This window comes from Brevundimonas sp. GW821-FHT02A10 (assembly GCF_059422025.1).
Window position 1 is genome coordinate 191857 of record NZ_JBWKWC010000002.1, and the last position, 26066, is coordinate 217922.

The 26066-nt window shown below is 67.2% G+C and carries 34 protein-coding genes; 13 read left to right on the forward strand and 21 right to left on the reverse strand.

Features of this window, described 5'->3' with window-relative positions; genetic code table 11:
- Positions 1-60: 60 nt before the first annotated feature.
- Positions 61-660, forward strand: coding sequence for an EF-hand domain-containing protein (locus AC07U0_RS07335; RefSeq protein WP_494719780.1), 600 nt, complete (start codon positions 61-63; stop codon positions 658-660).
- Between the two features lie 44 nt (positions 661-704).
- Here AC07U0_RS07335 and AC07U0_RS07340 read toward each other — a convergent pair whose 3' ends face one another.
- On the reverse strand, positions 705-1463 hold the full coding sequence (locus AC07U0_RS07340) for a class I SAM-dependent methyltransferase (protein WP_494719374.1): 759 nt from the start codon (positions 1461-1463) through the stop codon (positions 705-707).
- 26 nt (positions 1464-1489) lie between these two features.
- Between AC07U0_RS07340 and AC07U0_RS07345 the strand changes: the two genes are divergently transcribed.
- From AC07U0_RS07345 to AC07U0_RS07355, 3 genes are all read left to right on the forward strand, one after another.
- Positions 1490-1708 (forward strand): ParD-like family protein, encoded by a 219-nt coding sequence (locus AC07U0_RS07345; protein WP_492033836.1) that lies wholly within the window; start codon positions 1490-1492, stop codon positions 1706-1708.
- On the forward strand, positions 1705-2472 hold the full coding sequence (gene map / locus AC07U0_RS07350) for a type I methionyl aminopeptidase (RefSeq protein WP_494719375.1): 768 nt from the start codon (positions 1705-1707) through the stop codon (positions 2470-2472). The genes AC07U0_RS07345 and map overlap by 4 nt, the downstream gene beginning before the upstream one ends.
- A gap of 106 nt (positions 2473-2578) precedes the next feature.
- On the forward strand, positions 2579-2926 hold the full coding sequence (locus AC07U0_RS07355) for a hypothetical protein (protein ID WP_494719376.1): 348 nt from the start codon (positions 2579-2581) through the stop codon (positions 2924-2926).
- Between the two features lie 22 nt (positions 2927-2948).
- On the opposite strand, the gene AC07U0_RS07360 is transcribed toward AC07U0_RS07355, so the two are convergent.
- Positions 2949-3932: a polysaccharide deacetylase family protein gene (locus AC07U0_RS07360; RefSeq protein WP_494719377.1), complete on the reverse strand. Its 984-nt coding sequence runs from the start codon at positions 3930-3932 to the stop codon at positions 2949-2951.
- On the reverse strand, positions 3929-4882 hold the full coding sequence (locus tag AC07U0_RS07365; protein WP_494719378.1) for a fatty acid desaturase family protein: 954 nt from the start codon (positions 4880-4882) through the stop codon (positions 3929-3931). Before AC07U0_RS07365 ends, AC07U0_RS07360 begins: the two co-directional genes overlap by 4 nt.
- Positions 4883-4959: 77 nt before the next feature.
- Between AC07U0_RS07365 and AC07U0_RS07370 the strand changes: the two genes are divergently transcribed.
- The 5 genes from AC07U0_RS07370 (at position 4960) to AC07U0_RS07390 (ending at position 7222) form a co-directional block, all read left to right on the forward strand.
- Positions 4960-5340, forward strand: a complete 381-nt coding sequence (locus AC07U0_RS07370) for a lysozyme inhibitor LprI family protein (protein WP_494719379.1) — start codon at positions 4960-4962, stop codon at positions 5338-5340.
- An 88-nt stretch (positions 5341-5428) separates the two neighbouring features.
- Positions 5429-5833 (forward strand): hypothetical protein, encoded by a 405-nt coding sequence (locus tag AC07U0_RS07375; protein ID WP_494719380.1) that lies wholly within the window; start codon positions 5429-5431, stop codon positions 5831-5833.
- A complete protein-coding gene (locus tag AC07U0_RS07380; RefSeq protein WP_494719381.1) occupies positions 5830-6027 on the forward strand; it encodes a helix-turn-helix transcriptional regulator in 198 nt (65 codons plus the stop codon). The genes AC07U0_RS07375 and AC07U0_RS07380 overlap by 4 nt, the downstream gene beginning before the upstream one ends.
- 58 nt (positions 6028-6085) lie before the next feature.
- The gene (locus AC07U0_RS07385) at positions 6086-6208 is read left to right on the forward strand and encodes a hypothetical protein (protein WP_494719382.1); all 123 of its coding nucleotides are present in this window, start codon (positions 6086-6088) and stop codon (positions 6206-6208) included.
- 72 nt (positions 6209-6280) lie between these two features.
- Positions 6281-7222 carry an alpha/beta fold hydrolase gene (locus AC07U0_RS07390; protein ID WP_494719383.1) on the forward strand — a complete coding sequence of 314 codons (942 nt, stop codon included), beginning with the start codon at positions 6281-6283 and terminating at the stop codon, positions 7220-7222.
- Between the two features lie 3 nt (positions 7223-7225).
- Here AC07U0_RS07390 and AC07U0_RS07395 read toward each other — a convergent pair whose 3' ends face one another.
- The 3 genes from AC07U0_RS07395 to AC07U0_RS07405 form a co-directional block, all read right to left on the reverse strand.
- Complete coding sequence (locus tag AC07U0_RS07395) at positions 7226-8071, reverse strand: DUF3298 and DUF4163 domain-containing protein (RefSeq protein ID WP_494719384.1); 846 nt, start codon at positions 8069-8071, stop codon at positions 7226-7228.
- Positions 8072-8080: 9 nt separating this feature from the next.
- Complete coding sequence (locus AC07U0_RS07400) at positions 8081-9106, reverse strand: UbiA family prenyltransferase (RefSeq protein WP_494719385.1); 1026 nt, start codon at positions 9104-9106, stop codon at positions 8081-8083.
- Between the two features lie 86 nt (positions 9107-9192).
- A complete protein-coding gene (locus tag AC07U0_RS07405) occupies positions 9193-9591 on the reverse strand; it encodes a hypothetical protein (RefSeq protein WP_494719386.1) in 399 nt (132 codons plus the stop codon).
- A 288-nt stretch (positions 9592-9879) separates the two neighbouring features.
- On the opposite strand from AC07U0_RS07405, the gene AC07U0_RS07410 reads away from it, so the two are divergent.
- Positions 9880-10992, forward strand: a complete 1113-nt coding sequence (locus AC07U0_RS07410; RefSeq protein ID WP_494719387.1) for an NADH:flavin oxidoreductase/NADH oxidase — start codon at positions 9880-9882, stop codon at positions 10990-10992.
- 3 nt (positions 10993-10995) lie between these two features.
- Here the strand turns inward: AC07U0_RS07410 and AC07U0_RS07415 are convergent, their stop codons facing one another.
- The gene (locus tag AC07U0_RS07415) at positions 10996-11403 is read right to left on the reverse strand and encodes a hypothetical protein (RefSeq protein ID WP_494719388.1); all 408 of its coding nucleotides are present in this window, start codon (positions 11401-11403) and stop codon (positions 10996-10998) included.
- Positions 11404-11481: 78 nt separating this feature from the next.
- Between AC07U0_RS07415 and AC07U0_RS07420 the strand changes: the two genes are divergently transcribed.
- A complete protein-coding gene (locus tag AC07U0_RS07420; RefSeq protein ID WP_494719389.1) occupies positions 11482-12684 on the forward strand; it encodes a serine hydrolase domain-containing protein in 1203 nt (400 codons plus the stop codon).
- Positions 12685-12688: 4 nt separating this feature from the next.
- On the opposite strand, the gene AC07U0_RS07425 is transcribed toward AC07U0_RS07420, so the two are convergent.
- The 6 genes from AC07U0_RS07425 to AC07U0_RS07450 form a co-directional block, all read right to left on the reverse strand.
- On the reverse strand, positions 12689-12823 hold the full coding sequence (locus AC07U0_RS07425; RefSeq protein WP_494719390.1) for a hypothetical protein: 135 nt from the start codon (positions 12821-12823) through the stop codon (positions 12689-12691).
- Between the two features lie 45 nt (positions 12824-12868).
- Complete coding sequence (locus tag AC07U0_RS07430) at positions 12869-13441, reverse strand: hypothetical protein (RefSeq protein WP_494719391.1); 573 nt, start codon at positions 13439-13441, stop codon at positions 12869-12871.
- A gap of 104 nt (positions 13442-13545) precedes the next feature.
- A complete protein-coding gene (gene rpsD / locus AC07U0_RS07435) occupies positions 13546-14163 on the reverse strand; it encodes a 30S ribosomal protein S4 (RefSeq protein ID WP_494719392.1) in 618 nt (205 codons plus the stop codon).
- Positions 14164-14341: 178 nt separating this feature from the next.
- On the reverse strand, positions 14342-16711 hold the full coding sequence (locus AC07U0_RS07440; RefSeq protein WP_494719393.1) for a bifunctional diguanylate cyclase/phosphodiesterase: 2370 nt from the start codon (positions 16709-16711) through the stop codon (positions 14342-14344).
- A gap of 161 nt (positions 16712-16872) precedes the next feature.
- Positions 16873-17814 carry an MBL fold metallo-hydrolase gene (locus AC07U0_RS07445; protein ID WP_494719394.1) on the reverse strand — a complete coding sequence of 314 codons (942 nt, stop codon included), beginning with the start codon at positions 17812-17814 and terminating at the stop codon, positions 16873-16875.
- 70 nt (positions 17815-17884) lie between these two features.
- Entirely contained in the window at positions 17885-18502 is a 618-nt protein-coding gene (locus AC07U0_RS07450) for a superoxide dismutase (RefSeq protein ID WP_207870675.1), read from the reverse strand.
- A 200-nt stretch (positions 18503-18702) separates the two neighbouring features.
- On the opposite strand from AC07U0_RS07450, the gene AC07U0_RS07455 reads away from it, so the two are divergent.
- Positions 18703-18915, forward strand: coding sequence for a hypothetical protein (locus tag AC07U0_RS07455; protein ID WP_494719395.1), 213 nt, complete (start codon positions 18703-18705; stop codon positions 18913-18915).
- A 7-nt stretch (positions 18916-18922) separates the two neighbouring features.
- Here the strand turns inward: AC07U0_RS07455 and AC07U0_RS07460 are convergent, their stop codons facing one another.
- From AC07U0_RS07460 to AC07U0_RS07485, 6 genes are all read right to left on the reverse strand, one after another.
- Complete coding sequence (locus AC07U0_RS07460; RefSeq protein ID WP_494719396.1) at positions 18923-19156, reverse strand: hypothetical protein; 234 nt, start codon at positions 19154-19156, stop codon at positions 18923-18925.
- Positions 19153-20025 carry an S-formylglutathione hydrolase gene (gene fghA / locus AC07U0_RS07465; RefSeq protein ID WP_494719397.1) on the reverse strand — a complete coding sequence of 291 codons (873 nt, stop codon included), beginning with the start codon at positions 20023-20025 and terminating at the stop codon, positions 19153-19155. Before fghA ends, AC07U0_RS07460 begins: the two co-directional genes overlap by 4 nt.
- Before the next feature lie 40 nt (positions 20026-20065).
- Positions 20066-21040, reverse strand: coding sequence for a DUF4350 domain-containing protein (locus AC07U0_RS07470; protein WP_494719398.1), 975 nt, complete (start codon positions 21038-21040; stop codon positions 20066-20068).
- A 54-nt stretch (positions 21041-21094) separates the two neighbouring features.
- A complete protein-coding gene (locus tag AC07U0_RS07475) occupies positions 21095-21478 on the reverse strand; it encodes a VOC family protein (protein ID WP_494719399.1) in 384 nt (127 codons plus the stop codon).
- A 29-nt stretch (positions 21479-21507) separates the two neighbouring features.
- Positions 21508-22614, reverse strand: a complete 1107-nt coding sequence (locus AC07U0_RS07480; protein ID WP_494719400.1) for an S-(hydroxymethyl)glutathione dehydrogenase/class III alcohol dehydrogenase — start codon at positions 22612-22614, stop codon at positions 21508-21510.
- 96 nt (positions 22615-22710) lie between these two features.
- On the reverse strand, positions 22711-23409 hold the full coding sequence (locus tag AC07U0_RS07485; RefSeq protein ID WP_494719401.1) for an SAM-dependent methyltransferase: 699 nt from the start codon (positions 23407-23409) through the stop codon (positions 22711-22713).
- Between the two features lie 91 nt (positions 23410-23500).
- On the opposite strand from AC07U0_RS07485, the gene AC07U0_RS07490 reads away from it, so the two are divergent.
- Positions 23501-24202 (forward strand): NAD-dependent deacylase, encoded by a 702-nt coding sequence (locus AC07U0_RS07490; RefSeq protein ID WP_494719402.1) that lies wholly within the window; start codon positions 23501-23503, stop codon positions 24200-24202.
- Here AC07U0_RS07490 and AC07U0_RS07495 read toward each other — a convergent pair.
- Both AC07U0_RS07495 and AC07U0_RS07500 read right to left on the reverse strand, forming a co-directional pair.
- Positions 24199-24972, reverse strand: coding sequence for an RNA methyltransferase (locus AC07U0_RS07495; RefSeq protein ID WP_494719403.1), 774 nt, complete (start codon positions 24970-24972; stop codon positions 24199-24201). The two genes, AC07U0_RS07490 and AC07U0_RS07495, sit on opposite strands and share 4 nt — an antisense overlap.
- Positions 24973-25017: 45 nt before the next feature.
- Entirely contained in the window at positions 25018-26037 is a 1020-nt protein-coding gene (locus AC07U0_RS07500) for a phospholipase C/P1 nuclease family protein (RefSeq protein ID WP_494719404.1), read from the reverse strand.
- Positions 26038-26066: the final 29 nt, after the last annotated feature.

The following is a 26066-nucleotide window of genomic DNA, read 5'->3' on the forward strand; positions in this document are numbered from 1 at the left end:
TCGGAAAGCGGCGGAAGTGCCCCGCCGTCGGGCCCGCCTCCGGGCCCTCCCCCCGCCTCGATGAACGGCGGAGGTTTCAGCGCTGACACAATGTCGTCCCTGCTGGGCGCCCAAGAGAGCTCTGGCTCTTCCAGCTCCAGCTTCTCCTCCGAGGTCATCGACGCCGCCGACACCAACGGCGACGGCACGGTGAGCCTGGAAGAGCTGGCGGCCTCGCTCAGCGCCGATTCCTCCACCCTGACGGAGGCCTTCAACGCGGTGGATACGGACGGCGACGGCCAGATCACCTCGACGGAGCTGGACGCGGGCTTCAAGGCCAAGGGTCCGCCTCCGGGCGGGCCTCCGCACGGACCGCCTCCCGGACAATCCGCCTCGGCTTCGGACACGGCTTCCAGCCTGCTGTCCGCCGCCGATACGGACGACACCGGATCGCTGAGCCTGAGCGAGATCAATACGATCCTCGGCAAGGACAGCGACGACACCAGCCTGACCAGCGCCTTCTCGTCACTGGACACGAACGGCGACGGCTCACTGGCGTCGGACGAACTGACGGCAGGGATCAAGGCCCTGTTCGAGAAGCAACTGGCCGCCTATGCGGCCAACGCCAATTCGGCGACCGACAGCGCGACCAGCACGACCTCGGTCTCGCTCGCCGCCTGATGAGTTTCGGCCGCGCCTCGAACGGGCGCGGCCGTTCATCGCTTTCAGGGCATGGCCCAGACGCTCGAACGCTTGATCTCGAAATCCTCGAGCTCGCGCGTCGTCGGCACCCGATATTCAGCCAGAAACTCCAGCCCCTCCTTCGGGAAATAGGTCCGATGCGGGTCACCGATCAGGACGCGCGTCCCGTTCGCCCGCGCCTTCGCCAGCCAGGCCAGAACCCGCTCGGTCATCGGCTTTTCGTAGCAGACGTCGCCGGCGCAGATGACGTCGACCTCAGGCGGCGACCCGTCCAGAAGATCGACATCGGTGAAGTTCAGGACCACCCCGTTCGCCTGCGCATTCAGCTTCACCGCCGCGCCGCAGAAGGGGTCGATGTCGGCGCACAGGACCTCCGCCGCCCCCGCCTGCATCGCCGCCACGCCCACCAGCCCGGACCCGGTCGCGAAATCCACCACCCGCTTGCCCGCCACTTCGGCCGGGTTGTCCAGGATCCAGCGCGCCAGCCCCTGCCCGCCCGACCAGGCGAAGGCCCAGAACGGGGGCGGCAGGCCGATCTCGCCCAGCTCCTCCTCGGTCATGCGCCAGATCGGGGTGATCTCGTCGGCCAGCCACAGCGAAATCTCCGGCGTATGCGGCACGACCTGCAGCCGGGTATTGGCCAGTATGAAGGCCTCGGGATCGGTGATGCGGGTCAGGGTGCGGTCCGGCTGAAGACGGTTGAGGGCCCCTCCCTGTTGCGGCTTTCCCTCCCGAAACGGAAGCGTATTGCAGCCAAAGCCATCGAGATATATGAAACACATACGTATCGTATAGTCAGAGACACCCCATGGGCATCGTCAATATCGAAGACGAGCTGCACGAGCAGCTGCGCCGCGCCGCCAAAGCCGCCTGCCGCTCGACCAATGGCCAAGCCGCCTTCTGGATCAAGATCGGCATGCTGTGCGAGCTCAATCCTGGTCTGACCTTCCAGGAGCTTGTCGCGCGCGAGCTGAAAGCGGCGGGCGTTGAGTCCGTGGATCAGGCGGCCCGGACCTTGGCGGCATGACCAAGACCCCGGCCGAGGTCGAACTGATGGCTGAGGCGGGCGCCCTGCTGGCCTCCGTCTTCGCGTATCTGGATGAGCAGCCGCTGGCGGGAACGAGCACGCTTGCGGTCAACGACCTCGTCGAGGCCTTCATCGTCGACAAGCTGCGCGCCCGCCCCGCGTCCAAGGGCCAGTACGGTTTCGCCTTCGCCCTGAACAGCTCACGCAACGACGTCGTCTGCCACGGCGTGCCCTCGCCCGACGAGATCCTGAAGGACGGCGACATCGTCAATTTCGACATCACGCTGGAGAAGCACGGCTTCATCGCCGATTCCTCCAAGACCTATCTGATCGGGAATGTCGCGGGCCCGGCGCGCAAGCTGGTCAAGGCGACCTATGACGCCATGTGGAAGGGCATCCGGGCGGTGAAGCCGGGCGCCACGCTCGGTGACATCGGCTTCGCCATCGAACAGCACGCCAAACGCCACGGCTATTCGGTGGTCCGCGACTTCTGCGGGCACGGCATCGGGCGCGAGATGCATGAGGCGCCGCAAGTGCTGCATTTCGGCCGGCCGGGCCATGGCATGACCCTGCGCGAAGGCATGGTCTTCACCATCGAGCCCATGCTCAACCAGGGCCGCCGCACGGTCCGCACCGAGGACGACGGCTGGACCGTGGTCACCACCGACGGCAAGCTCTCCGCCCAGTTCGAGCACACGGTCGCGGTGACAAAGGACGGGGTGCGGGTCCTGACGTTGCGCGCCGAGGAACGGGCGGCGGCCTGACCTAAAGGCCAAGCTATTGACGACATAAAATAATCAGGGAACGTTGATCGCAGAACACTGATGCGGTTGAGCCTGGCGCCTCGCCCGCACATTCGGGAGGGGACATATGAAGATCGGAGTTTTCGCCGCCGCGGCGGGGTTGCTGTTGGCTGGATGCTCGGCCTCTGACTGGGCCTATCTGACCGAGATGGACACCTATCCCGACCAGACCATGCCGACCGAGTATGTCGATTGCCCGACCGGCCAGATCGAGTTCCAGCGCGGCATCAGCGGGGGTCAGGCCTATGACCGGGCGATCAACCACACCCGTCGCCGCATCGAGGTGAATTTCCAGTCGCGCTTCGGCGGTGGCAACCAGTTTTCGGCCGACCCGGGTGAGGTAACAGAGACGCTCTGGCGTTCGCCCGTCGACGGCCAGGGCGCCGGCTTCAAGTACTGGTGCGAACCCGAGTAGGCGACGACCTGCGCCCCGCCGGTCAGGCGGCCGGAGCGACGCACGGCGCGCCCGCCGCCTCGCCATAGGTTACAACCCAGGCCGGGGGCTCCGCCTCCTCCGCGCCATTGACGCGGATGCCCAGCTCCCGCGCCCAGCGATACCCCCACATCGGTCCGAACCGGGTGGCATAGGTCGCCGGACGGCCATAGGCGGGATCGCTCTGCGCCTCGCTCAGAGAGATGAACCGGTAGCCACGCGCCGCATAAAGATCCAGCAGCCGCTCGAGCGTGTCGACATTGATCCGGTTGACGTGCAGCAGAGCGACCTCGGCCGGCGCCCGCCCCAGAACCCGGGTGTTCAGACCGGCGTAGTAGTCGATCTCCACGGCGCTGAACGCGACATAGGCGTCGGCGATGCGGGCGACGCAGGCCGTATCCGCCTGCCCTAGGGCGCGCTGATAGGCCGCTTCGAACACATAGTCGGACGTGTCGATGGTCGAGGCCGCGAGCGCATAGCCATGGCGGACCGCCACGGCTTCGATGCCCGCGCGCTTTTCGGCCGTGTCGCCGGTGTGGTTCATGGGCATTCGCAGATAGCGCAGAGTCTTTCCGGCGCGCGCCATCGCCGGCCGGATCGAGGCCTCCCCCTGCACGATCTCCGTCTCAACCTCGTCGAGAGAAAGCCCGTTGGAATCGGCGTGGCTCCAGGTGTGGTTGCCCAGGTCGAACCCGTCCCGGGTCCAGCCGTCGAGCACAGCGTCTCGATCCCCGGCGTCGAGCGCTTGCAGCGTCTTCTCCACGACGAAGCCCATCGCCGGCGCCCGATGCACGCGCAGGCCGTCGAGCAGTTTCGCATTCAGGGCCGCGACCTCGGCCGACCTCATGCCGGAGCCGGGGCCGCTCACCAGCTCTCCGGCATAGGGCAGGTCATCGAAGGTCAGGGCGACCGTTCGATCCGACTGGGCGGCGACCGGCGCGGCCGAGAACAGCAGCCACAGCGCGCTGAGAACACCGGCGGCCCTCAACGAACAGCCGCCTGGCGCGACGCCGCCTGTTTCAGCACCGCCAGATAGCCGGACGCCACCTCCATTCCCTTCGCCTGCGGACGCTGGCCGATCTCGCGGTGCAGGCGTGGCAGGCTCCAGCAGGGGACGTGCATGAACAGGTGATGCTCGGCGTGGAAATTGACCCAGTAGGGGGCGATGAGGGCGCGCTCCCACCAGCTCGCGCGTGTCGTCCGGGCGGCGCGGTAAGGGTCGGTCGCCGAGCCCTCGACGCAGGCGTGTTCGGCGATGTTGCGAAGTCGCGTCACCAGCGGGAACCAGGTCGCCATCGGCAGCAGCCACAAGGCGAACCACGCCCACCAGACCCCGGCGGCGATGAAGCCGGCCAGCATCGCCATATTGAACAACAGGAAGGGCAGCACGGACCGGCCCGTGACGATGGAATCATAGTCATGAGTTCCCGCCTCCGACTTCGCCTTGCGCGCCATGGCGATGGGCAGCAGGACGCGCTGCTTGAAGAAGGTCTGGCCGGTCAAATCCCTGAAAATCTTCCGCCGCAGGGAGGCAGGCGTCACCGGAAACGGCGCCGACAGCATCAGATCCGGATCCTCCGGCTGCTGGGCGAAGCGGTGGTGCGACAGATGATAGGGCCTGTAGGCGGTCAGCGACGCCCCGATCGGCACGGCGCACAGCCAGTGGCCGAGCCAGTCGTTGAGCTTGAGGTTTTTCGCCAAGGCTCCGTGCGCGGCCTCGTGCATCAGGATGGCCAGACCCAGCTGGCGCGTGCCGATGATCATGACACAGACCGGGATCAGCACGGGCCACAGCACCCCGGCCACGACGGCCAGGGCGATGACACCCCAGGCGTGGGCGACCAGAAGCGGCCCCTTCCACGCCGAGCGCGACTGGAACGGCGCCCACTGCTCGGGCGTAAACAGGTCGGAGGGGGAAATCCTCGGCGCGGCTGACATGGGATCAGGATAGCGCCGTGCTTCCGACGGGACTAGCGTCCCGATCCGTCAGTTCAGTCCGTCATCGGAGACCGGATATGCGCCCGCTTCGCCTGATCGTTTCCACCCTCGCCCTCGCCGGCGCTCTGGTCGTTGGGCAGGGCGTGACGCCCCTCGCCTCGACCGCCCGGGCCGCCAGCTTCGACTGCGCCCGCGCCAGAGCGCCCGATGAGCGCGCCATCTGCGGCAATCGGGTATTGGAAGACCGCGACGTCGAACTGTCGGTCCTTTACGGCCTGATCCTGAAGCTGGTGCCGATGGGTTCGCGCGACGCCATTCGTCGCGAACAGGCCCAGTGGCTGGCCGGGCGCGGCCGCTGCGCCGGCGACGTCCCCTGCCTGCGCCGCGCCTATGACCGCCGCATCGCCGCACTGCGCGCCACCATCGACGAACGGGTGGTCTCGAACGGCCCGTTCTGAGAAGTCAGGCCAGCCTGACGAAATGTCGCGTTGACCTTACATTTTTGGTGTGTCATGTTCACCTGACATCAAGTCAGGAGAATGCGTCATGCTCGCAATGGGAAAATCCACGACTCCGGCGCACCGGAAATACGTCATCCGGACCCTCAGTTTCATGGCCGGCTATGTGGCGGTGAATGTCGCCGCCATCTTCGGCGCCTTCGACGAGATCCACGGCAAGCCTGCCGCATGGGTGCTGGCGCTGGTCGTTTCCGCACCCGTTGCCGGTCAGATGTGGGCCACGCTCTCGCTGATGAATGAATCCGACGAGTTCGTGCGCAGCCTGACGGCCAAACAGTTCATCATCGCCGCCGGGATCGCCATGGCCCTGTTCAGCACCTGGGGCTTCGCCGAAAGCTATGCCGATGCTCCGCACGCGCCGGGCTGGCTGATCTACCCCCTGTTCTGGGGTGTCTATGGTTTCGTCGCCCCCTTCATAAAGACCTCGAAATGAAGAACCGACTGAAATTGCTGCGGGTCGAGCGCGGCTGGACCCAGGAACAGCTCGGTCAGGCGCTGGGCGTCTCGCGTCAGGCCGTCAACGCCATCGAGACCGAGAAACACGACCCTTCGCTTGACCTCGCCTATCGCGTGGCCGTGCTGTTCGCCCGACCGGTCGAGGACATCTTCGAAAACCCGCACGGCTGAGGCCGGCGGACCCACACACCAAGGAGACCGACATGTTCTTCCTGCGTCACCGCGGGGCGTGAGCCTGCGCGTCCTGTTCATCGCCTCCGCCGTCGCCCTGATTATCGGTGCGGGCGTCCTCGCCGGTCATGCCCTGGCCGCCGAGCCTGCGACCGACCTGATCCTGCCGTCCAACACCTGACACCTGACACCTGACACCCGGCCCGACCCGACCCGACCCGAAAGTCAGGATAACCTTACAAGGATACATGAGATGTTCCACGCGGTCCTGCGCGGCGCCTGTGCGCGCCCCTTCCCCAAGGTCGCCGTCCTCGTCGCCATCATCACGGCGATCAGCGTCAGCAGCCACCATGCCAAGGCCGAGGCGCCGCAAGCGCAGGCGTCCGCATCGGCCTTCACCTCCGATCGGCTGTCGGTGGAGGTGATCGGCTCTGGCCCCGACGTCATCCTGATCCCCGGCCTCGCCTCCTCCCGCGAGGTCTGGCGGCCGCTGGCCACGCGGCTGTCGGCGACGCACCGCGTGCATCTGGTCCAGCTGGCGGGCTTCGCGGGTGAACCCTGGAGCCATGGCGACGGCGCCTTCGTCGCGCCTGAAGTCGAGGAACTGGCCCGCTATATCCGCACCGCCCACCTCGATCGCCCCGCGGTCATCGGCCACTCCATGGGCGGTCTGTCGGGCCTGCTGCTGGCCCAGGCCCATCCCGAGCTGGTCGGACGGCTGATGAGCGTCGACTCCCTGCCCTTCTTCAGCGCCATGTACGGGCCGCAGGTCACCGCCGAACAGGCCCGCCCCTTCGCCGATCAGGCCGCCGCCGGCATCCTGTCGGCCGACGAAGCCGCGTTCCGCACGCAGCAGACCCAGACGGCCGCCGGTCTCGTCCGCGATCCCGCCACCCGCACCCTCGTCGTCGACTGGTCCATGGCCAGCGACCGTGACGCCCTGGCCGCGGCCCTGAAGGACGTCATGACCACTGACGCCCGCCCGGGTCTGGCCGCCATGACCACGCCGGTCACCGCCCTCTACGCCTCGGACGCCGACGGCGGAGCGCCCGCCGCCATGGCCGACGGCCTCTGGGCGCACGAATACGCCGCCCTGCCCGGGGTGAAGCTGATCCGTGTCGATGGCAGCCGCCACTTCATCATGGCCGACCAGCCCGCCCGCTTCGACGCACTGGTCGACGACTTCCTGAAGTAGGCCTCAGTTCGGCTTGGGCATCAGCGGCGTACCGGCGAACTCGTCGGCATAGGCGGGGGCCAGCAGGCTGCGGATCGCGGCCTGGGGCACCGGCACCTGATAGGACCCTTCGGCATAGGGGCCGGCCTGATAGGGGCCGATCAGGAAGACCAGCCCGCCCGCCTTGCCCGGCTCGGTGCCGGGCGCCAGGACGATGGGGGTGTCGGCGGCATGGGGGCAGCTCCAGTCCCCCGCCGCCTTCGGGTTGAGCGTCAGGGTCACGGCTTGCGGATCGCGCTTGCGCTTCTCGACGTTCAGGGCGGCGCACAGGGCGTTGTCCAGGGCCGAGAGGGCGACGCCCGGCTTGAGCAGGCCCGAGGCCGTGACCGGCCGCTTCATCGCCTTGTCCCAGAGGACGCCGGTATAGGCCGTATTGCCGTGCGCCCCGCCGGTGAACTCATAGTCCGAGCGGGCCAGGCTGAAGAGCTTGCCGGTCTCAACCGGGGTGTCGAAGGTGATCAGGGATTCATAGGCAGGCATGCCCTGATCGCCGCCAGCCTCGGTGCGGTCCGCCTGCGCGCCCTCGACGAAGGCCTTCAGATCCTTGACCGAGTCCGCATAGAGCCGGACGTGCAGATCGGGCTGTGTCTTCACCGCCTCGGGCAGCTTCAGCTCCACCGTGGCATAGGGGGTCTCGGACTTGTAGCCGAAGGGCGCCCCGGCCGTGGCGGGCGTCTCCGTGACGGTAGCGACCGGAGCCGGCGCCGGCGCCGCGGAATTGTCCTTGTCGCGGTTGCAGGCCGACAGGGTCGCGGTGACGGCCGTAGCCAACAGCAGGGCTTTCAGGGTCGATGAGCGGGGGAGCGTCATGCGGAATCCTCAGGCGAAATGGACAGCGCCGAGCGCAATGGCGCCCAGCAGGATGAAACCGGCTTCCCGGTTCGACTTGAACAGTTTGAGCGCAAGCGTGGCGTTGTCGAGGCGAAGGCTGCGGACCTGCCAGATCAGATGGCCGGCGTAGATCAGGATGGCGGCGTAGAACAGCGGCCCCAGCCCGGCCACCCAGCCAGCGGCGAGCGCGCCTGCAACCGTCAGGCCGTAGAAGGTGGCCACGCCGCGGCCCGCCGCCGAACCCAGCCGCCGCGCCGAGGACTTCACCCCGACCATGGCGTCGTCCTCAATGTCCTGAAGCGCGTAGATGGTGTCATAGCCCAGGGTCCAGAACACGCCCCCGGCATAGAGGAACAGGGCCGGCAGGGCGTCCTGCAGGCTCCAGACGGGCTCCAGGGCGTCGTGGCCCGCGCCGGTCTCCAAGGCGGCCCTGGCGACGAAGCTTGCGGCTGCGACCGTCACGGCGGCGGCGAACCCCATCAGGGCGCCCCAGTTGAAGGTCAGACCCAGCCAGGCCTGGGGCCACCAGGTGATCCGCTTCATGAAGGGATAGGCCGCCACCAGCGCCAGCGACCCGACGCCCAGCAGGATGGCGGGCAGGTTCAGGGTCAGGAGGATCAGCAGGCTGATCAGGCTGCAACCGATGACGAAGACCCAAGCCTGTTTGACCGAAATCCGGCCCGACGGAATGGGGCGAAGGGCGGTGCGCGAGACTTTAGCGTCGATGTCGCGGTCGACGATGTCGTTGAAGGCGCAGCCTGCGGCCCGCATGAGACAGGCGCCGAGACCGAAACCGACGAACAGCCAGAGCGCATACAGGCCCGGCGTCTCGCCATAGCGGGCGTGGGCCAGGGCGATCCCCTGCCAGCCGGGCAGCAGCAGCAGCCAGATGCCGATGGGCCGGTCGAACCGCCCCAGCTTCAGCCACGGCTTCAGGGCCTCCGGCGCATGGGCGTCAACCCAGTTGCGGCTCGCGTCAGGAAGGGGGGCGTCGGGAAGCGGAGCGGAGGACATGGGGCGTTCTAGCGCGTCCCCCGCCGTTGGGAGAAGGGCGAACGAAAAAGGGGCGGACACGACTGCGTCCGCCCCTCGTTGTACTCTTACGGCAGGCGGACCGGATTGCTCACCGCGACCGCCGAACCGGGCTTCAGGCCCAGTTCCTCAAAGGTCCAGCGAAGCTCGACGCCGTCGGGGACCATGACCTTGCACACATCCGGCGACCGGCGGGTCAGGGTGATGCGGGTCGGGCCGTCGCCCTCGCCGACCTCGACCGCGAAGGACGAGGCCTCGGTGCAGCCGTTGGAATCGGCCTGGACGACCAGGGCGCCCGGCTCGAAACGGACCGCGCGCAGCACCTCGGAATCATCGCTCCAGGCGGTGGTGGTGTGCGACCCGAGACGGACCGAGACATTGTCCTCGCCGCTGCCGTCATAGATGACGCAGGCGCCCAGCAGCGGCGTGATCGCCGCCGCCAAAAGCAGGCCTTTGACGGCGCGCATTACTGGCCTTCGGCCGGAGCGGTCTGGACGACGCGGGTGGTCGGCTTGTCGGTGGCGATGATGATGCAGCCCGACAGCAGCGGGGCGGCGATGGCGATGGCGAGAGCGAGACGAAGCATTGGTATGATCCCCTTGGGCTAAGCTTGTGATCCTTGATCACCCGACGCCGTTCAAAACACACGTGAATAATCGGAAAGGGTTTCACGCCTGACGGGTCCGGGACAGGCGCCCCTTGATCCGATCCGCAACCGGCATAGCTACTGAGCCTCCTCCCCACGGACGCCTTTCATGAGCCAGCTGTTTTCGCCCCTCGCCGTCGGCCCCCTGACGTTGAAGAACCGCATCATCATTGCCCCGATGTGCCAGTATTCCGCCGTTGACGGCGTGCCCCAGCCCTGGCACGCCCAGCACCTGGGCAAACTGGCCCTGTCGGGCGCCTCGCTGGTGATCGTGGAGGCGACGGGCGTCGAGGCCGCGGGCCGGATTTCATGGGCCGACACCGGTCTGTGGAACGACGAGCAGGAGGCCGCTTTCGCGACCCTGATCCAGCAAATCCGCACCTATTCCGACACCCCAATCGGCATCCAGCTGGCCCATGCCGGACGCAAGGCCTCGACCAATCCGCCGTGGATCGAGCGCGGCGGCCCGGCCGGCGCCGACAAGGCCTGGCAGACCTTCTCCGCCTCCGCCGAGGCGTTCCGCGATGACTGGCACACGCCCGAGGCGCTCGACGAGGCCGGCATGCAGCGCGTCATCGACGGCTTCGTCCAGGCCGCTCAGCGAGCCCTGCGCGCCGGCTTCGACGTCGTCGAACTGCACGCCGCCCACGGCTATCTGCTGACCCAGTTCCTGTCGCCCCTGTCGAACCATCGGACGGACGCGTATGGCGGCGCGCTGGAGAACCGCATGCGCTTCCCGCTGCGGGTGGCCGCCGCCCTGCGTGACGCCTGGCCCCGCGACAAGGCCCTGGGGGCGCGCCTGAACGGATCGGACTGGACCGAGGGCGGCATCACGCCGGATGAGGCCGTTGCCTTCAGCCGGGCCCTGCACGATCTGGGCTACAACTATCTGCACCTGACCAGCGGCGGCAATGTCGCAACGGCGAAGATCCCCGGCGACCAGCCCGGCTATCAGCTGCCCTTCGCCGAGGCGGTGAAGGCTGCGATTCCCGAGGCCAATGTCATCGCCGTAGGCATGATCTATGACGCGCATCAGGCCGAGCAGATCGTGGCTTCAGGTCAGGCGGACGCCATAGCTATCGCCCGTGCGGTGCTCGACGATCCCAACTGGCCGCACCACGCGGCCTCGGCCCTGGGTCAGCCCGAGGGCCTGCCGGATCAATATGCGCGGGCGACCGACAGCACCTGGCCGGGCTATCGCCGGGTTCACGCCCCGGCATAACCCTCAGGTCTGGGGCAGTTGGTAGGGGTTGTTGACCGACACCTTCGCCCCGGGCTTGAGGCCCAGCTCCTCGAACGACCATTTGATCTCCACCCCCTCGTCCTCGGGAGTGGTGCAGCGGTCCTCGGAAATGCGGCGCAGGGTGATGACCGAGGCGTCGCCGTGGAAGGAGACGAACGGCTGCAGGTCGTCCTTCTTGGTGCAGCCGTTGGAGCTGACCCAGAAGACGGCGGTGTTGTTGAGCAGGGCGGCGGCGTGGATAGGCTCAAGCACGCCGGGCATCGGCGGCGGCAGCTCGGCCTGCTGGGCCTGACCCAGCCCCAGGCGCGAGCCTACGGAGGCGCACCCGGACAGGGCGGTCAGGACGAGGACCGAAACCCCACAAAGAATTAATGCGCGGATGGGCGCCATGCCCCTTACCCTCAACAGCCAGTCCCTCATTATGCGCTTAATTCGCCTCTGAAAGCACCCGAAAAGCGAGTTGCCCCCATGGCCACGATGACCACGCCTGTGAAGTCTCTCGCGGCTCTCGCCGCGGTCGCCCTGATGTCTGTCGCGGCCCCGGCCGTGGCGCAGACGGGGACCCAGACGCGCCCCCTCCCCTCGCCGGCCGCCGTCGACGCCGAGGTCCAGCGATTGATGGCCGCGACCCATTCCGAAGGTCTGGCGCTGGCGGTTATCGACGACGGTCAGGTGAGCCTCGTGCGGGCTTGGGGCGACCGCAACGCCAAGGGGGACCGGCTCCAGACCGACACGGTCATGTACGGCGCTTCCCTGACCAAGACCGTCTTCGCCTGGACGGTGATGCAACTGGTCGATGAGGGGAAGATCGACCTGGACACCCCGATCGCGAACTACCTGCCCAAGCCTCTGCCGGAATACTGGAGCGAGGATCTCGCCGACCGCTACGCCGACTATCGCGGTCTGGCCGACGATCCGCGCTGGCGGGCCATCACCCCGCGCATCCTGCTGACCCATTCAGCGGGCTTTTCCAACTTCGGCTTCCTGGAGCCGGACGGGAAGCTGAAGATCCATTTCGATCCGGGCACGCGCTACGCCTATTCCGGCGACGGCCTGATCCTGCTGCAGTTCGTGCTGGAACAGGGTCTCGGCCTCGATATCGGCGCCGAGATGCAGCGCCGCGTCTTCGACCGCTTCGGCATGCCCATGACCGGAATGATGTGGCGGCCCGACTTCGCGGCCAATCTGGCTGACGGCTGGGAAGCGGATGGCTCGGTCGAGCCGCACGACGAACGTTCAAAACCCCGTGCCGCCGGATCGATGGACACGACCATCGCTGACCTTGCGAACTTCGTCGCCGCCTATGTCCGCCGCGACGGCCTGACCCCCGCTTCGGCGGCCGAACTGGTCCGGCCCCAACTGCCGATCCGGACCGCAACCCAGTTTCCCAGCTTTCAGGACGAGCTGCCGCTGGCGGAACAGCATCCCGGTCTGTCCGCCGGCCTCGGCGTCGTCACCTTCACGGGTCCTCAGGGGCCGGGCTTCTTCAAGGGCGGGCACAATGACTCGACCGGCAACAGCTGGGTCTGCGTCGAGCAAAGCCGTCGCTGCGTGCTGATCCTGTCCAATGACGTGCGCTCGGAAGCGGCCTTCCCGACGCTTGTGCGCTTCATACTCGGTGAGACGGGCGTGCCCTATGCGTGGGAATACGGACCCCAGCCCGCCCTCTAGGCCCTCAACCCGCCCAGGCGAGGATCGCGGTGACGCCGGTCCAGATCAGGAGCGAAAAACCCGCCATCGCGGCATAGGCCGCCAATGCCCGGCGTGTGCCCGGGTGTTTGTGGCGTGTCGGCGCGTCCCAGTCGATCATCGGTGTCTCCTCCTGACACCCAACGCATCAACGCCGATGTCGTTCTCAGCGCCCTCTGCAGCCCGCGTCGGTGTCGAGGCCGAAGCTGGCCATCAGTCGCTTGCGGTTGCGCTCGCTGGACGTCGACATCACCAAGAAGGCAGGCTTTCCGTCGATCGTCAGGCAGATCAGTTCCTGCCGGAACGACCCGTTCGAGTCGCGCGAACCCGGGCCGCTGTCCGATTTGACCATCTGGGTCACGCCCATTTCAGACAGGGCGGCCAGAACGGAAGCGCGCAGCTCCTCGGGATCGCCGCGTATCGCACTGACCGTGCAGAAGCCGAGCCGGTCCTGTTCCAGAAAGACCGTGGAAGTGACCATATGGACACCGGGCCCCTCGTCCGGTCCGCGCGAGAAGACCGAGGGCTCAAAGAAGCGCCGCGCCGGCAGACCGGTCGCCGCCGCAGGCACGCAGCCGTGTTGCACGGCATAGCTCACTGCCCCGGTCGGCGAGAAATTTATGGACGGCGGCCGTCTGGCCGGCTCCGTCACCGGCGTGGCGCGCTGCGCCTGTATCGCCGCCGCGAGCGGATCCGCTGTCTGGGACAGCAGGGCGAGAGCCAGAACAACACCAAGCATTGAAGCTTCCCCACAACCTGCAGGACTATCGCACGCTCGCCGGAAATGAAAAGGCCCCGGGGTTTCCCCCGGGGCCCTTCCGATCTTGCGATCCGGTAGTCGACTTACGAAGCGTAGTATTCGACGACCAGGTTCGGCTCCATCTTCACCGCGAACGGCACGTCGGCCAGTTCGGGTTGACGGACGAAGCGGACCGAGAAGCCGCGGTCGCCCTGTTCGATGTAGTCGGGGACGTCGCGTTCCGACGACTGCTGGGCTTCGAGCACCAGAGCCATGTTGCGCGAGGCTTCCTTGACGGCGACGACGTCGTCCGGCTTCACGCGGTAGGAGGCGATGTTCACCTTCTTGCCGTTGACCGTGACGTGGCCGTGGTTGACGAACTGACGGGCGGCCCAGACGGTCGGGACGAACTTGGCGCGATAGACGATCGCGTCCAGACGGGCTTCCAGCAGGCCGATCAGGTTTTCCGAGGTGTTGCCCTTACGACGAGCGGCTTCGTCATAGGTCTTGCGGAACTGCTTTTCGGTCAGGTTGCCGTAGTAGCCCTTGAGCTTCTGCTTGGCCTTCAGCTGCAGGCCGAAGTCGGAGACCTTGGACTTGCGGCGCTGGCCGTGCTGGCCGGGGCCGTACGAACGCTTGTTGACCGGGCTCTTGGCGCGGCCCCACAGGTTTTCACCCATGGCGCGGTCGATTTTGTACTTGGCGCTGTGGCGCTTGGACATTCTATTCTCTTCACTTTGATGCGGCCCGGCCTCCCCGAAAGTGGGAAGACGATCTCAACGGCGGTCCACGCATCGTCCGTAGTGTCTTCGCGCCTTCGACCAGGGGCCGAATGCGGGAAAGGCGGGCTTATGACGGCCCGCCTCCCTGGAGTCAATGTCCGTATGGACTTTGGCGGGATCAGGCGACCCGGCGATGGTCCTCAAAGTCGGCCTCGGTCGACAGGATGGCCTCCGGCGCCGCGACCTGCTCGGCCTCGGGCTTGGGACGGCCCAGCAGATAGCCCTGGACCTCGTCGCAGCCCTGTTCGCGCAGGAAGATCAGCTGCTCCATGGTCTCGACCCCTTCGGCGAGGACCGGGATTTCGAGACTTTCACCCAGGGCCAGGACGGCGCGGATGATCGCCTTGGACTGCGGGCTGTCGTCCAGCTCCAGCATGAAGGACCGGTCCAGCTTGATCTTGTCGAACGGGAAGGCGCGCAGGGTGGAAAGGGACGAATAGCCGGTCCCGAAGTCGTCCATGGCCACCGACACGCCCAGCAGCTTCAGCTGGCGCAGGATGTGGGTAGTGCGGTCCAGATCGCTGATCATCGCCGTCTCGGTGATCTCCAGCTCCAGCAGGGACGGTTTGAGGCCGGTCTCGATCAGGATCTGGTGGACCAGACGCGGCAGGTCGACGTGGGCCAGCTGGATCGGCGACAGATTGACCGCGATCTTGTGCGGCTCGCTCCAGGTCGCGGCCTCGCGACAGGCATGGCGCAGCACCCATTCGCCGATCGGCAGGATCAGGCCGGTCTCCTCGGCCAGCGGAATGAACTGATCCGGCGGAATGAAGGAGCCATCGGGCTGGCGCCAGCGCAGCAGCACCTCGTAGCCGGTGACCTTGCCGGTCTCGAGGGATCCCTGAACCTGATAATGGAGTTCGAACTGGTCCTGATCCAGCGCCTCGCGCAGCCCCTGGGTCAGGCGGCGGCGCGTGCGGACGGCCTCGTCCATCGCCTCTTCATAGAAGCAGATCGACTGGGTCAGCGACCCCTTGGCCCGGTACATGGCCAGGTCGGCGTCATTGATCAGGTTCGAGGGCTCGGTCGCGTCGTCGGGATAGAGGGCGATGCCGATGGCGGCGCCGCACGACACCTCGGCGCGATCGATCTCGGTCGAAACGACGATGGCCGCGCGCAGGCGCTCGGCGGCGCGGAAGGCGCCGTCACGGTCGACGCCGGGCACGATGACCACGAACTCGTCTCCGCCCTGACGGGCGACGAATTCTCCATCCAGAAGGACCGAGCGCATCTGGTCGGCGACATGGACCAGCAGCTGGTCGCCCGCGGCATGGCCATAGAGGTCGTTGACCTCCTTGAACCGGTTCAGGTCGATGGCCAGCAGGGCCAGGCTCTCGCCCGTCTTCACCGCCGCGACGCCGCGCTCCAGCCGTTCCAGGAAGGAGGTGCGGTTGGGCAGACCAGTGAGGCTGTCGTTTCGGGCCAGATGGCTGATGCGGCGCTCCTGCGCCAGACGGGCGCGCAGGTCGCGCACGGCGAAGATGACCGCCTGGACGCCGACGCCTGTCTCATGACGGACGGCGACCTCGACCGGGATGGCGCCGTCGGCGAGGGACGACAGCTGGCACTGGATCAGAGCGCCCTCCTGCATCTCTCCGGCGCATTCGATGAAGCGTTCGACCGGCTGGTCGATCAGGGCGTCCAGATCGAAGCCGGACAGGGTCAGGAAGGCCGAGTTGGCGGCGATCACCAGACCGTCGCGGGTCACCACCATGCCGTCGACGGATCCTTCCATCAGGTCGTGCAGGCGCGAGCGCGACTGGGCGCTCATCTGGGCGTCGATCATATGGCTGGCGACACTGATGCCCAGCACGAGGAAGGCCACGCCGGCCACGCCCAAGGCCATGATCGCCGAGGCGTCGTCGGCGGTGGTGGCCATGTTGCGCGGGGCGAAGGGGAAGATTTCCATCGCCCCCATGCCGGTGAAATGCAGGGCGACGATGGCCAGAACCATCACGCCGGCGCCGATCAGATGGCTCTTCAGCGTGTCTTCGCGCGCCGCGAGATGGAAGCTGAGCGCGCCCAGGCCCAGGGCCGCGATCAGGGAGGCGGCGACATAGGGGCCGGACCAGACGACGAAGGCGTCGACCGCGAAGGCCGCCATGCCGGTGTAGTGCATGGTCGCCACCGCCCCCCCGAAGACGGCGCCGCCGACCGCCGGCGCGAACCGGTGGTTCAGGGCGCCGAGACCCATGGCCAGACCGCAGCCGACCATGGCGACCAGCAGGGAGACGCCGGTCAGGACCGGGGCATAGGTCACCGCCACGCCCGGCTGATAGGCCAGCATGGCCACGAAATGGGTGCACCAGATGGTCGCCCCGGCGGCGACGGCCCCGAGGAACAGCCAGGCCGCCTTCTGGCCGTCGAGGCGGCTACGAATGCGGTTGAACAGCCGGATGCTGGTCCAGGCGCCGACGACGCAGATCGCGGCCGCCAGCAGGACGAGCAGAAGGTTATGATCCTGAACCAGACAGGAGAGAATACGCATCAACGGCCGGGGAGAGCTGTTTCGGGGCAGCCCACCCTAGCCCTCGCTGGTTAATAAACCGCCCCAGTATGAGCGTTACCGGACGCCGGAATACTGGTGAATACTGGATTCGCAACCAAAGATTGTTTTACATTCTCGCCGTATGACTTTGGTCTCAGACCTCAGCCCTCAGGAACCCAGATATAGCCTTCAGCGGCCTTCTGAACCCGCCCGATGCCCGGGAAGGGGAAATGATGAAAGTAAACGCGCTCGCCCGATGCGGCGAGGGCGGCGAGCTCGGCCTGACGCTGCGCGGCGCCCGCGACCTTGTCGCCGTCATAGCCCATGGCCCATTCCGGATGGGCCAGCGAGACCACGAAATGGTGGGCCGTGTCGCCGGCGTAGAGCAGCTTCTGACCGTCCGAGGCGATCTCGTAGAGGGTATGGCCCGGGGTGTGGCCGGCCAGGGCGATGGCGGTGATGCCCGGGGCGACGACGGCGCCGGGCGCGAAGGCCTGAACCTTGGGCGCGATGGCCTGAACGAGGACCGCCATATCCGGATTGGCCTGCAGTGAGGCCCATTCGGCTTGCGACATGCGGATGGTGGCGTTCGGCCAGGTCAGGGCGCCGTCGGCCGTGACCAGACCGCCGACGTGGTCGGGGTGGCCGTGAGAGATCAGGACGTCGGTGATCGCGGCCGGATCAACGCCCGCTTCGGCCAGGCTGACCGTCAGCTTGCCGGCCTTGTCGCCGAAGGCCGCGCCGGCGCCCGCGTCAAGCAGGACCGTGCGGTCGCCGGTCTTGACCAGCAGGGGATGGATGCTCAGCGCCAGACCGTCCGTCGGCTGGCCGGCGGCGGTCAGCACCGCGGCGACCGCCTCCGGCGTCTGACCCACGCCGAAGACCGAGTTGTCGTTCGGCACGAGGTTGTCGCCATCGAGCAGGGCGAAGGCGTCCAGCGCCCCGATCTTGAACGGATAAACCGCATTCGACGCCACAACGGCCGCCGCCTCGGCCCTGGCCTCGGGCCGTTTGGCGTTCTCGGCCGGGGTGCAGGCGGCTGCGCCCAGCATCAGGGCGGCGACGGCGCCCATCGTGACGAGTTTCGGGGTCAGCAGTTTCATGGACGCATCCTCCAGTGACGAAAACGCCCGCCGGATCGACCGGCGGGCGCTGTATTCAAACCCTCAGGCTTCAGCCCGCTTTCGCCGCGGCGAAGCGTTCGTTGACCTTGTTCCAGTTCACGATCGGCCAGAAGGCGCCGAGGAAGGCCGGGCGCTTGTTCTGGTAATCGAGATAATAGGCGTGTTCCCAGACGTCATTGACCAGCAGGGGCACGCCCTTGTCGGGGTTGATGTCCATCAGGGAGTTGTCCTGGTTCGGCGTATTGATCACCTTCAGCTTGCCGTCGGCGAAGATCAGCCAGGCCCAGCCGGAGCCGAACTGGGTCACGCCGGCCTGTTCGAAGGCGGTCTTGAAGGCGTCCATGCCGCCGAGGTCGGCGTCGATGGCGGCGGCCAGCTCGGCCGAGGGGGCGCCGGCCTCATCGGCGGGGGCCATGCTTTCCCAGTAGAAGATGTGGTTCCAGTAGCCGCCGCCGTTGTTGCGCACGGCCTTGGGGTACTTCGACATCTCGGCGAAGATCTCTTCCAGCGACTTGCCTTCGGCCTCGGCCAGACCGTCCAGCGCCTTGTTCAGGTTGTCGGTGTAGGCCTGATGGTGCTTGTCGTGGTGGAACTCCAGCGTCTCCTTGCTGATCACCGGCGACAGGCCGTCATAGGCATAGGGCAGCGGGGGCAGGGTGAAGGCCATCGGGGAGCTCCGTGCGGCAGGTTGTGCGGTCAAGGTTGTAAGGCAGCAGATAGTCCGCCCTTTCGCCGAACCCAAGCCGAAGGATGCGATTTCGTTCCTGTTGCGAGTCGTTAGCTATTTCGCTCGGGAACAGAACTGCTCCTGCAACCATTGAGGGCTCAGGGACGGGGGGCTGCCATGACATCATGGAGGACGGCCGCGTGCGACAGTCGCTGAGCTATTACCCCCCGCGACTGAGTGAAACTCAGCTCGAACAGCTGTGCCGCCAGGTCCGCGAGGCCGCGGACTATATGGCGGACGAACAGATTCTCTGCCTCGCCGATCATCTGCATGACGCCCTGCGCACACGCCGCCAGCTGCGCGGCAAGGTGCATCACCGTATCGACGACCGGCTGCACCCCGGCGGAAACTGAGGCGGCGTCAGCCCGCCGGCAGATTGGCCTTCAGACAGTCGCGGATCTGGCGCTTCAGCGAGCCCGAGGTGTTCAGGAAATCCGCGCCCTCGGCCTCCAGCACCGCCTTGACCGCGGCGTCCAGCCCTTGCGGCAGTGCGGCAATGACCCGCTTCTCGCCCTTCACATGCAGGCAGTAGCCCAGCTCGCGGCACAGGGCGGCGAACATCTCGGCGTAATCGGGTTGGGCAGTGTCGGTCATGAGGTTTTCAGTCGTTTGGCGTGGAAGGCCACATGGTCGGCGATGAAGCTGGCCATGAAGAAGTAGGAATGGTCGTACCCGGGTTGCATCCTGAGCGTCAGGCTCTGGCCCACAGCCTTCGCCGCCTCAACCAGCAATTCGGGCTTGAGCTGGTCGGTCAGGAAGCCGTCGGCGTCGCCCTGATCGATCAGGATGTCGTCGAACGCGCCCCCTCCCCCAGGGTTTTGGGCCGCGCCCCCCGCAACCAGTTTGGCCGCATCATGGGCGTCCCACAGAGACCGGTCCTCGCCCAGATAGGCGGTGAAGGCCTTCTCACCCCAGGCGCAGCGGGTCGGGGACGCGATCGGCGCAAAGGCCGAGACCGATTTGAACAGTTCGGGATGGCGCAAGGCCAGGGTCAGGGCGCCGTGGCCGCCCATGGAGTGGCCACTGATCGACCGCGTCTTCGTCGTCGGGAATTCGGAGTCGATGAGGGCGATCAGCTCCTCGACGACATAGGTCTCCATGCGGAAATGCGGCGCCCAGGGCTTTTCGGTCGCATCGACATAAAAGCCGGCGCCCTGCCCCAGATCATAGGCCGCGTCGTCGGCGACCGCCCTGCCCTTCAGGTCCGGGCCACGCGGCGAAGTGTCGGGCGCGACGATGATCACGCCGTGTTCGGCCGCGGCCCGATAAGCGCCGGCCTTGGTGGTGAAATTGTCCTCGGTGCAGGTCAGGCCCGACAGCCAGATCAGCACCGGGAAGGGTCCAGCCCCGGGCGGGACGAAGACCGACAGGGTCATGGGCGTGCCCGTGGCAGTGCTGTCGTGCTTCAGATAGCGCAGCGTGCCGCCGTGGACGGCGTGGGTCTTGGTCGTTTCGAGAGCCATGCGGGCCCTTCTAGCGGGCGCAGAGCACGGCGGAAACCGCTCAATCCAACCGCGCCAGCCAGTGCAGGATGTTGAGCGCGAACTGCTGGTCCTGACTGCCCGGGGCGTTCATCCCCATCGGCCGTTCCGATCCGTCCGGAGCCCGGACCACCTGGGCCGACAGCATGGCCGCCTCGCCCAGCACCACGACCCGGCCCTCGCCATGGGTCAGGGCCAGGCCCTGGACCCGATCGCCGACCGGAGCCGACAGGGCGTTCAGGACCGCATCCACGTCCTCTCCGGCGTTCAGGCGGCGGCGGAGCGTCTGGAGGGTCGCGCGGTCCGGCGCCTCGCGATCCTCAGGGCGCAGGATCAGCAGGGGCGTCGCCCCCGGCGGCGGAATCAGGGACTGGCCGGTGAAGCTGTGCACCGTCTCGACCCGCTCCGCCGGCGACCGGCCGTCGAGGATCGGATGATCGCCCAGGGTCCTGTCCCCGCGCGAGAACTGAAGCTGCGGGTTCACCGTCCGGCCTTCGGGGTGGAAGGCGAAGCCGGCGCCCATGCCGACGCCGAGCCGTTCGGCCAGTCCGCGCGCCGCCGTACCGAAGGGCGCGTGGTCGGCGATCAGCAACAGGGAGCCGCCGGCGGAGACCCACCGCGCGACCGCCGCCGTCTCCGCCTCGGTGAAGGCCGGCTCGGTCGTATCGCGTCCGTCGGCCGACCCCGCGTTGGCGATGACCAGAAGCTTCACCCCCTTCAGGCCGTCGTCGGTGAAGGGCGTCACGCCCCGCGCGATGCGAAAGCCATCGGCCCGCAACAGGGCGGCGAACGGCGCGTATCGTCCCACCGCCGTGTGGAAATTCCGGTGGGCTTCGTCGATCACGACCGTGGGGCCGTCAGACGTCCAGGCCGGATGGGCGACATGGGGCGTGAAGCCCTGGTCGACGACCTGCTGGGCCGCCGCCGGACCGGCCAACCCTCCTGCGGACAGGACCGCGCAAAGGGCGAGGACGACGGGGGTGATCTGGCTTTTCATCGAACGGTCTCCCGCTTCCTGAACGCCCGCGCCCCGCCGATCCGTCGCGGCCGCTCAGCCGACGCGATGCACGGCGCAGATCTTGTTGCCCGACGGATCGCGCAGATAGGCCAGGTTGAGCGTGCCGAAGGCGCCGTTGCGCTCGCCGGGCGGGTCTTCAATGGAGGTGCCGCCGGCCGCGACGCCGGCGTCATGGAAGGCCTGCACCATCGCCGCGTCACGGGCCGCGAAGCCGATGGTGCCGCCATTGGCGTGACAGGCAGGCTCCCCGTCGATCGGCTTGCCGATCGCGAAGCCGCCCTTGTCTGTGCGCCACCAGTAGCGCCCCTTGGGATCGGGCCCCACCGAGGCCGGAATACCCAGCGCCGGCAGAACCGCATCATAGAATTTGCGCGACGCCTCGATATCGTTGGCGCCCACCGTCAGGTGCGTGAACATGCGTTTCTCCTCCCTCAGTTATCGTTGTCTCAGAACACCACGACGCTGCGGATGCTCTCGCCCGCATGCATCAGGTCGAAGGCCTCGTTGATGCGTTCCAGCGGCAGGGTGTGGGTGATCATCGGATCGATCTCGATCTTTCCGTCCATGTACCAGTCGACGATCTTGGGCGTATCGGTGCGGCCGCGCGCGCCGCCGAAGGCCGAGCCGCGCCAGACGCGACCGGTGACCAGCTGGAAGGGTCGGGTGGCGATCTCCTTGCCAGCCTCGGCGACGCCGATGATAACGCTCTCACCCCAGCCGCGGTGGCAGGCTTCCAGCGCCTGACGCATGACCACGGTGTTGCCGGTGCAGTCAAAGGTGTAGTCGGCGCCGCCGCCGGTCATCTCGACCAGATGGGCGACGACATCACTGACGTTCTTCGGGTTGACGAAGTGGGTCATGCCGAAGCGGCGGCCCCATTCTTCCTTGGTGTCGTTGATGTCGACGCCGATGATCATGTCGGCGCCGACCATCTTCAGGCCCTGGATGACGTTCAGGCCGATGCCGCCCAGACCGAACACCACGGCATTGGCGCCGGGCTCGACCTTGGCCGTATTGACTACCGCGCCGACGCCGGTGGTCACGCCGCAGCCGATGTAGCAGGCCTTGTCGAACGGGGCGTCCTTGCGGATCTTCGCCAGGGCGATCTCGGGCAGGACAGTGAAGTTCGAGAAGGTCGAGCAGCCCATATAGTGGGCGATGGCCTGCCCCTTGTAGCTGAAGCGGCTCGTGCCGTCGGGCATCAGACCCTTGCCCTGGGTGGCGCGGATCGAGGTGCACAGATTGGTCTTGCGGCTGAGGCAGGATTTACACTGGCGGCACTCGGGCGTGTAAAGCGGGATGACGTGATCGCCGACGGCCAGCGAGGTCACGCCCGGGCCGACCTCGACCACTACGCCCGCGCCCTCATGGCCCAGGATCGAGGGGAAGATGCCCTCACTGTCCAGACCGTCCAGCGTATAGGCGTCGGTGTGGCAGATGCCCGTCGCCTTGATCTCGACCAGCACCTCGCCGGCGCGCGGCCCCTCCAGATCGACCTCGACGATCTCCAGCGGACGTTTGGCCTCGAAGGCGACGGCGGCGCGGGTTTTCATGGGGAGGTCCTTTCCGTGAGTCTGGAGAGGTTCTAGCGGGCGGGCGCACGGACCGAAACCGCCTCTACAGGGAAATCAGGGCCGCCTCCCGCATGCTCAGCCCCTGGCGGCGACCTGTCGGCCCAGAACCACCACCACATTGGGGTCCATCGGCAGTCGTTGGCCCAGATAGGCGTAGCCCAGGACGACCTCGACAATGTCGCGCAACAGATAGGCCGCCATATATTTCAGGCGCGCGCCAAACCGGCGTGGCAGGGGGCGGGGATTCTGAGCCTTGATGAGCCGATAGCCCCGAGACCGGATCATCTGGCTGATCGCGTCCGGGGTCAGGGGCTTGTCATGGGTCATGTCGCCGTACTGATACCAGCCGGAGAAGGGACTCTGGCCGTTAGGGAAGCGCGCGACGACGACGCCATCGTCCCTCAGATGCTTGTCGGCGAGCGCGAACAGACCCTCGAATCCTGTCGCGCCCAGATGCTCGATCACGTCGATCAACATGATCACATCGAAGCGTCGATCCGAGGGAATGTCGGTCCAGGCGAGATAGGCCTCATGGCCCCGGGCGGCGACGGTGGTCACCGAATAGTCGAGTATCTCCAGACCTGCGATCCGGTGCCCGGTCGAACGCGCCCAGTCCATGAAGGACCCATCGCCAAACCCCATTTCCAGGACGTCCAGATCGCCCGTCTTGCCGCTCGTGCGCAGCAGGTCCGCATAGGTTTCGGGGTCTCCGCCCGAAGCGACATCCGACCAGCCCTTGAAGTCCTGATAGGTCTCATAGAGGTCTTGGGCCATGCAGTTTCCTATGGGCGAATTCCATGATCAATAAGGAGGCGACGCTCCTGATCAACCCTGGTTATTCCGACCTTCGCCCGGAGTTCCTCGCATGAACCTCGTCGTCCTGACCGGCGCCGGCGTCTCGGCGGAATCGGGAGTGCCGACGTTCCGCGGCGCGGACGGGCTCTGGGAGGGCCACCGGTTCGAGGATGTGGCGACGCCCGAAGCCTTCGCGCGCGATCCGGTGCTGGTGCAAAGGTTCTACAATCTGCGCCGCGCGGCCCTGCCGACGGTCCAGCCCAACGCCGCCCACCGGGCCCTGGCCGAGCTGGCGGCGCGATGGGAGGGCGATTTCCTGCTGGTGACCCAGAACGTCGATGACCTGCACGACCGCGCGGAAGCCGAGTTTCCGCCCGCGCCGGGGTTCGAGCTGATCCATATGCATGGCGAGTTGCTCAAGGGCCGCTGCACCCGCTCCGGCGTGGTCAGCGACTGGACCGGCGACATGGCGCCTGACGAACCCTCTCCCGATCACCCGGAGGGACGGATGCGGCCCCACATAGTCTGGTTCGGCGAGATGCCGCTCCACATGGACCGGATCGAGGCGGCGCTCTCGCGCTGCGATCTGTTCGTCTCCATCGGCACCTCCGGCGCGGTCTATCCGGCCGCGGGCTTCGTCCAGCTGGCGAAGATGGCCGGCGCGCGAACAGTCGAGATCAACCTGGAGCCCAGCCTCGGCGCCAGCGCCTTCGACGAGCGGATCTACGGCCCGGCGACCGAGACAGTCCCGGCGTTTTTCGGAAGCCTCTAGGCCTTCCCCGCCTTCTCTTTCGCCAACCGTTCCAGCACCCGACCCCGCCCCTTGGACAGGGCCGTGATCACGCCGCGGAAGGTGGCGACTTCCTGCGCAGTGAAGGCGGCGCGGCCCAGCATGACGCGCAGGTTCTGGCTCATGGAGCGGAACTTCTCGGGCGGGTGGAAGAAGCCGGCGGCGTCCAGCTCCTTCTCCAGATGCTCGTACATGCCCAGTTGCAGCTCGCCCGCGGCCGGCGGCTCGCCCTCGCGGAAGTTCGGCGGCGGCGCGTCCAGAACGAGCGTGCGCCACTCATAGGCGTTGATGGCCACGGCCTGGGCCAGGTTCAGGCTCTGGTGGCGCGGATCGATAGGGATGGTGACGATGCCCTGGCACAGGGCGATGTCGGTGGTCTCCAGCCCGGCCCGCTCGGCGCCGAAGAGGAGACCGATCTCGAGGCCCGAGGCGCGGTCGTCATAGAGAACCCTGGTGGCCTCGCGCGGGGTGCGGACCGGCTGTCGGGTCTCGCGCGGCCGGGCCGTGGTGGCGAAGACGGTGTTCAGGTCGGCGATGGCGTCCGCCACGCTCTCGAAAACCCGCACGCCCTCCAGCACCCAGTCGGCGCCCGAGGCTGTGGCCCAGGCCCGCTCCTGCGGCCAGCCGTCGCGCGGCGCGACGAGACGCAACTGGTCGAGGCCGAAATTGGCCATGACCCGCGCTACCGCGCCAATGTTCTCGGCCATCTGCGGCCGGTCGAGGATGACGACGGGAGGTACGGGACTGGTCATGATGGCGGCTTCATAGCCCCCGTCGCACGCCTGCGGGAGGGGGGATCAGTCCTCGCCGTACAGGGAAGCCCACGGATCGGCCGCGCCGCTCTGGACATCGGCGACCTTGACCGCCGGCCAGCCGACGGTGGCGGTCTCCGAGGCCTGCCAGGCCTGGATGGTCAGGTCGCGCAGCTCGGCCGCGCCCGCCGCCACCCGCTCGGTCGCGAAAGCCGCACCGCGCGCATCGCCCTCGGCGAAGGCGCCGGCCTTCTCCAGCCGGTAGAAGGGGATCACCTGGGCGACGCCCGCCTTCAGATAGGCGACGATCGAGGGCTTCATCTGGAAGCCTTCCAGAGCCGGCGCCGGCATGGCCGCCTCGACGGCGTCCAGACGGACGTTGCGGCGGATATAGCCGCCCTCGAACATGGAGTGGGTCTGTCGCGAGTTGGTGAAGCCTTCCGGGTTCGGATAGTCGCCCCAGCCGTTGAAGTGGATCGACATATGAAGCGGCTGCGACGCATCACCGACGTAGTGGGACAGATAGCCCAGATCGCGGCGGGTCAGGGCCTCGCGACGAAGACGGTCCTCGCGGTACCAGGCGCGCTTGGCCGGATCGGTCTCGCGCTGCTCGATGGCGTTGAGCACGCGCCAGTAGGCGAAGTCCCGCACCAGCTGCTGCCAGCCGTCCATGATGGCGTAGGGCAGGTATCCGGCGTCATCGACCTTGATCCCGGCGGCCAGGAGCTGGGCGTCGTACTCGGACTTCAGGGTCGGCAGGGCGTCGATCGACATGCCGTTGGCGTTCATGACGTGGCCCGTGTCGTCCAGATCGACGAAGTGGGCCGTGTCGCGTTCGCGGTCGTGCGGCTGGCCGCCGCCCTTGGAGCGGTCGGGTTCGCGCGAAATCTCGCCCACCTCGGCGGCGGCGTCCATGCCCCGGATGAAGGCCGGCAGGCTGTCCGGCAGGGCGCGCACGGCGGCGACACCCACCAGCCGGTGACCGGTCGAACCCCAGGCGTCGACCTGGGCGGCGGGGACCGCGACAGCCAGCATGGCGATGGCGGCGAGGGCGAAGCGTTTCATGACGGAACTCGCATGAGGAATGAGGCTGC

Bases quoted from the DNA above. Each gene is read 5' to 3' on its own strand.
- rpsD (WP_494719392.1), bottom strand. From the start codon at position 14,163: ATGTCCAAGCGCCACAGCGCCAAGTACAAAATCGACCGCGCCATGGGT.
- AC07U0_RS07425 (WP_494719390.1), bottom strand. From the start codon at position 12,823: ATGATCGACTGGGACGCGCCGACACGCCACAAACACCCGGGCACACGC.
- AC07U0_RS07430 (WP_494719391.1), bottom strand. From the start codon at position 13,441: ATGCTTGGTGTTGTTCTGGCTCTCGCCCTGCTGTCCCAGACAGCGGAT.
- AC07U0_RS07420 (WP_494719389.1), top strand. From the start codon at position 11,482: ATGGCCACGATGACCACGCCTGTGAAGTCTCTCGCGGCTCTCGCCGCG.
- AC07U0_RS07355 (WP_494719376.1), top strand. From the start codon at position 2,579: ATGAAGATCGGAGTTTTCGCCGCCGCGGCGGGGTTGCTGTTGGCTGGA.
- AC07U0_RS07380 (WP_494719381.1), top strand. From the start codon at position 5,830: ATGAAGAACCGACTGAAATTGCTGCGGGTCGAGCGCGGCTGGACCCAG.
- AC07U0_RS07410 (WP_494719387.1), top strand. From the start codon at position 9,880: ATGAGCCAGCTGTTTTCGCCCCTCGCCGTCGGCCCCCTGACGTTGAAG.
- AC07U0_RS07475 (WP_494719399.1), bottom strand. From the start codon at position 21,478: ATGTTCACGCACCTGACGGTGGGCGCCAACGATATCGAGGCGTCGCGC.
- AC07U0_RS07415 (WP_494719388.1), bottom strand. From the start codon at position 11,403: ATGGCGCCCATCCGCGCATTAATTCTTTGTGGGGTTTCGGTCCTCGTC.
- AC07U0_RS07375 (WP_494719380.1), top strand. From the start codon at position 5,429: ATGCTCGCAATGGGAAAATCCACGACTCCGGCGCACCGGAAATACGTC.
- AC07U0_RS07445 (WP_494719394.1), bottom strand. From the start codon at position 17,814: ATGAAACTGCTGACCCCGAAACTCGTCACGATGGGCGCCGTCGCCGCC.
- AC07U0_RS07340 (WP_494719374.1), bottom strand. From the start codon at position 1,463: ATGTGTTTCATATATCTCGATGGCTTTGGCTGCAATACGCTTCCGTTT.
- fghA (WP_494719397.1), bottom strand. From the start codon at position 20,025: ATGGCTCTCGAAACGACCAAGACCCACGCCGTCCACGGCGGCACGCTG.
- AC07U0_RS07365 (WP_494719378.1), bottom strand. From the start codon at position 4,882: ATGTCAGCCGCGCCGAGGATTTCCCCCTCCGACCTGTTTACGCCCGAG.
- AC07U0_RS07485 (WP_494719401.1), bottom strand. From the start codon at position 23,409: ATGGCCCAAGACCTCTATGAGACCTATCAGGACTTCAAGGGCTGGTCG.
- AC07U0_RS07440 (WP_494719393.1), bottom strand. From the start codon at position 16,711: ATGCGTATTCTCTCCTGTCTGGTTCAGGATCATAACCTTCTGCTCGTC.
- AC07U0_RS07480 (WP_494719400.1), bottom strand. From the start codon at position 22,614: ATGAAAACCCGCGCCGCCGTCGCCTTCGAGGCCAAACGTCCGCTGGAG.
- AC07U0_RS07460 (WP_494719396.1), bottom strand. From the start codon at position 19,156: ATGACCGACACTGCCCAACCCGATTACGCCGAGATGTTCGCCGCCCTG.
- AC07U0_RS07500 (WP_494719404.1), bottom strand. From the start codon at position 26,037: ATGAAACGCTTCGCCCTCGCCGCCATCGCCATGCTGGCTGTCGCGGTC.
- AC07U0_RS07395 (WP_494719384.1), bottom strand. From the start codon at position 8,071: ATGACGCTCCCCCGCTCATCGACCCTGAAAGCCCTGCTGTTGGCTACG.
- AC07U0_RS07390 (WP_494719383.1), top strand. From the start codon at position 6,281: ATGTTCCACGCGGTCCTGCGCGGCGCCTGTGCGCGCCCCTTCCCCAAG.
- AC07U0_RS07370 (WP_494719379.1), top strand. From the start codon at position 4,960: ATGCGCCCGCTTCGCCTGATCGTTTCCACCCTCGCCCTCGCCGGCGCT.
- AC07U0_RS07490 (WP_494719402.1), top strand. From the start codon at position 23,501: ATGAACCTCGTCGTCCTGACCGGCGCCGGCGTCTCGGCGGAATCGGGA.
- AC07U0_RS07345 (WP_492033836.1), top strand. From the start codon at position 1,490: ATGGGCATCGTCAATATCGAAGACGAGCTGCACGAGCAGCTGCGCCGC.
- map (WP_494719375.1), top strand. From the start codon at position 1,705: ATGACCAAGACCCCGGCCGAGGTCGAACTGATGGCTGAGGCGGGCGCC.
- AC07U0_RS07405 (WP_494719386.1), bottom strand. From the start codon at position 9,591: ATGCGCGCCGTCAAAGGCCTGCTTTTGGCGGCGGCGATCACGCCGCTG.
- AC07U0_RS07450 (WP_207870675.1), bottom strand. From the start codon at position 18,502: ATGGCCTTCACCCTGCCCCCGCTGCCCTATGCCTATGACGGCCTGTCG.
- AC07U0_RS07495 (WP_494719403.1), bottom strand. From the start codon at position 24,972: ATGACCAGTCCCGTACCTCCCGTCGTCATCCTCGACCGGCCGCAGATG.
- AC07U0_RS07400 (WP_494719385.1), bottom strand. From the start codon at position 9,106: ATGTCCTCCGCTCCGCTTCCCGACGCCCCCCTTCCTGACGCGAGCCGC.
- AC07U0_RS07470 (WP_494719398.1), bottom strand. From the start codon at position 21,040: ATGAAAAGCCAGATCACCCCCGTCGTCCTCGCCCTTTGCGCGGTCCTG.
- AC07U0_RS07335 (WP_494719780.1), top strand. From the start codon at position 61: ATGAACGGCGGAGGTTTCAGCGCTGACACAATGTCGTCCCTGCTGGGC.